Source organism: Methanosarcina sp. A14, from assembly GCF_001729375.1.
GTDB classification, from domain to species: Archaea; Halobacteriota; Methanosarcinia; order Methanosarcinales; family Methanosarcinaceae; genus Methanosarcina; species Methanosarcina barkeri.
This window is the reverse complement of the sequence record NZ_LZPK01000288.1, coordinates 1-3437: the sequence shown is the minus strand read 5'-3', so window position 1 is coordinate 3437 and position 3437 is coordinate 1. Positions and strand designations below refer to the sequence as shown.

Genomic DNA, 3437 nt, shown 5'->3' with positions numbered 1-3437 from the left:
CATTTTCTCCATGTGAATAAAAAAGCTTTAGAATCCTTGACAAAATGAGGTTAAACAGAGAAGAAGGAATTCTTGACACAAACTTTTGAAGGGTAGTGAAATGTGGAATCTTATCAAGATTAAGTTTTTCTTTTATATCTTTCATAAGGTCGATAAGTTCTACAAAATCACGATAGTCTGTGCTTATATATTCTTTCAATAAAACCAGAACAAGAAGCTGATGTTGAGTATAAACATGCTTGGAATATTTGCAGGAATAAAGATTCAGTCTCGAAGATTGGACAATTTCAAGGCTGATATCAACAAATTCGATGTATTATTCGATTTCAATATTGGAAGATTCCTTCGTTTTTATGAGATGAATTAAAAGTAAAATATAACATTACAACTATAAAAATATGGTGTCAAACCTCAATTTAGGGGATTTCTACAGAGCCTGTATTCTGGTCTTTGACAAAATTAAATACAATCAAAGAAATATATCAGAGACAACATTCTCTGTAGTGAAAAGAAAGCTTAGGGAAACAATTAGGTCAAGGAAGTTCAGGAATCAAGTAAAGGAAATTAAATTTAAATTGATAGTGTACAACATAAACAAAAAAGTGATAGAAATAATTTGCATAAAATTAAGGATTTCTACAAAGCCGAAAAATTGTGTAGCCTTTACAAGGCTACCTGAATAGTTACACAAATTTGAAGTTGAAGTAAAATAGTGAGTCACCTGTATACGATATATACAATTGGAATAAAGAAATTAAAAAAGCGAAATAATTTTGGGATAAAATAAAGTACTCACTCTACAATTATCGTTACATTATTGGAATTTATCTTACCAATCCAATAGGGTTTTCTAATATCTTCATTTGGAGAAGTAGTATCGTATATGGCATTAAGGGTATATTCTCCCTTTGTCAAATTCCAACATGTTGAATCAAATGTACAATTTAGAGATTCTCCTGGGTCCAATTCAACAAGATCTTTGTTTGTAAGTGGCACTCTTGAGATAGCTCCACATTCATAAGGTACTATAGAGCCATCCACTTTGGTGAAAAATATATCATAACTCACTTGTTCATACATCCTCCAGACATTGATTGTATTCTCTCCAATGTTTGTTAATGTTAAATGAATCTGGAATACCTTATCTTCCTGTATCCGAGTTTTTTCCGGTATCATAGTGAGGTTTAATTTTCCTGGTTGTGAGTGTCCCAATAGGTCATATTTAAGGGGAGTCATGAATAATGCAAATAGAAGTGAAATTACTATTACAATAAATATTAGATGCTTTCCTTTCATATCCTTACTTCCCTCGATTTTTACTTCAGTGGGGTATATATTAGTAGATAGGATCTATCAAATTTGGAGTTAAAAATGAACTTGCCTGTAAGGCAGGCAAGTGTGCTAGCTCTATATTTACTGGAAATTAGCTATAGTAGACTTTGTTTCACTGATCCTTCTTGCATTGTCATGTGTGGCGTCACCATGATTAGTATCAGAAGAAAACTCTAGCTGCATACCACCTATTGAACCTATCCCTTTGTAAGGAGTATACATAATAGAATACCTGGTAAATCCTAGGTATGACCAACTGTAAGCTTTTGCATATGCATGGGACGAATCTTGGCGATCTGCACCAAAATTGTGACCAAGTTCATGTGAAACTACACTACATCTGTCGTCAAACGTTCCATCATATGTTGTCCCTGGCTCATCCACCATTTGAGCTACTCCGTACGCTGCGTTTGACAAGCCTGAGTACACGTATGATCTTCCTATAGCACTGTCTGAAAAACATTTGCCACTGAAAAGAAAAGCAAGATCACAATTTGCGGAGTCCCTTAAGGCTGAATTTTCTGAGCGAAATTCACCTAACAGAAGGTCTGATCTGGTGCTGCTTAAATCGGAGTCGTAGTAGTAGTAGTCTGCATCGAAATTTACACCTATATCTGAAACTCCGTATGCACTGTTTACATCAGCCATCATGTTATAGATTTCAGTACCTGGACTGGCAAACTCATTTTTAAACTCAGTATCATATGCCGACAGAAGGGTCACAGTTGTAGTTGATAAGATACTTGACGGCGATTGAGTCTTAAAAGTTTCAGATTTAGAATATACATCCACAGTATTATTGGATTCGTAAGCTACATCATCTGATGCAGGTGGCACGCCAGATATAACTTTATCTGTGTTTCGATACACAACGTGGAGTACTTTTTTTTCACCGTTTTCTTCCATCCATCCGGCTTGGGATATTATATATTTTACATCTTTGACTTCGATCCATCCGAGAACTGCATCATCTGAAACTGTAAAACGAACTTTGCTTTCTGGAATCCCAACAACTGATCCGTAATAATTATATACCTCGGGCATATCAATTTCGTATATTCCAGTCTCATTTTTAATTATTTCCTTATCTCCTTTGCTAACCCATATACCAGGTTCTAACTGTAATTCAAAATTTTGTCCAATTAACTGGATAGTCATTTTACCTAAGTCTGCATCTTTCTTAAAAAGTTCTGGATTCATTAACAGTAGATCATATTTTGTAATTGTGTTTGGTACATTCAACCTATACACTCCAGATTTTCCAAGTTCGTCTAAACTTATTTCTTCGTAATATTGATTAAAGAGTACGTCTATAGATTCATTCCCAACATATTGTACTGAATCCATTTTAAGATCTGAACTTGCGGTAGCCAAACCCGTAAAAAAACATAGGGTTGCTAGCATTACAAGGGCAACTTTTTTATGATTCTTTATCTCCATTTCATCTTATCTTCTTTGTTTTAACTAAAGGCAAGACTCAGCAAACTTTATATTATTGTAAAGTTGACTCTTGCCTTCGGGTATGCAGGGTTCGGTACATATCTCAAGCTTTACTAAATCCTGTAAAACATTCTCACTTTCTTAATAAGTGACTATAGATTAAATATTTTTATATCCAAAGTCTCTAACAATTGCAAGTTAAGGGCTATTTACAGGCCTGAAATTAATTGTTAAAAGTCAGTTAAAGAGCCAAAACAGAATTGAACATAGATTATTTATAGAGCAATTTGTCGAAAATTGCTTAAACATGCTTTTTAGTATTTTACTACTATCTCAGCTTGTTAATTATGGAGGCTGCGGATATGGGAAAAATTGAGATTTGGTAGTTAACTATAGTTATATATTATGAGAACCTATATTTCTATATGAACTGCCCAAGGTGTAATAGTTCCACTCACAAAAAGAATGGTATAGTTTGTGGACGTCAACGCTACAAATGCCATGATTGTGGATATAACTATACCGTAGAGGTAAAATCAACTGCTAGCTCCCCTTCTGTTAAGAGACAGGCTTTGCAGCTCTATCTTGAAGGGTTAGGGTTTCGCTCAATAGGAAGATTTTTAGGAGTAAGTCATGTTTCTGTCCAAAAATGGATAAAGAAATTT

Annotated in this window: 3 protein-coding genes and 1 pseudogene; 1 reads left to right on the top strand and 3 read right to left on the bottom strand. The window is 34.3% G+C overall.

What is annotated here, in order from left to right; all coding sequences use genetic code 11:
• The 3 genes and pseudogenes from A9239_RS20565 to A9239_RS13155 form a co-directional block, all read right to left on the bottom strand.
• A pseudogene (locus A9239_RS20565) lies at positions 1-313 on the bottom strand (IS5/IS1182 family transposase); the annotation flags it as partial.
• Between the two features lie 479 nt (positions 314-792).
• On the bottom strand, positions 793-1296 hold the full coding sequence (locus tag A9239_RS13160; RefSeq protein ID WP_048122524.1) for a hypothetical protein: 504 nt from the start codon (positions 1294-1296) through the stop codon (positions 793-795).
• Between the two features lie 117 nt (positions 1297-1413).
• Entirely contained in the window at positions 1414-2772 is a 1359-nt protein-coding gene (locus tag A9239_RS13155) for a M12 family metallo-peptidase (protein WP_048156598.1), read from the bottom strand.
• Positions 2773-3197: 425 nt separating this feature from the next.
• Between A9239_RS13155 and A9239_RS18465 the strand changes: the two genes are divergently transcribed.
• On the top strand, positions 3198-3437 hold a 240-nt coding region (locus A9239_RS18465; protein ID WP_141706467.1), incomplete at its 3' end, for a helix-turn-helix domain-containing protein.

Excerpts from the sequence above, each read along its gene's own strand:
- A9239_RS13160 (WP_048122524.1), bottom strand. The coding sequence starts at position 1,296 with ATGAAAGGAAAGCATCTAATATTTATTGTAATAGTAATTTCACTTCTA.
- A9239_RS13155 (WP_048156598.1), bottom strand. The coding sequence starts at position 2,772 with ATGGAGATAAAGAATCATAAAAAAGTTGCCCTTGTAATGCTAGCAACC.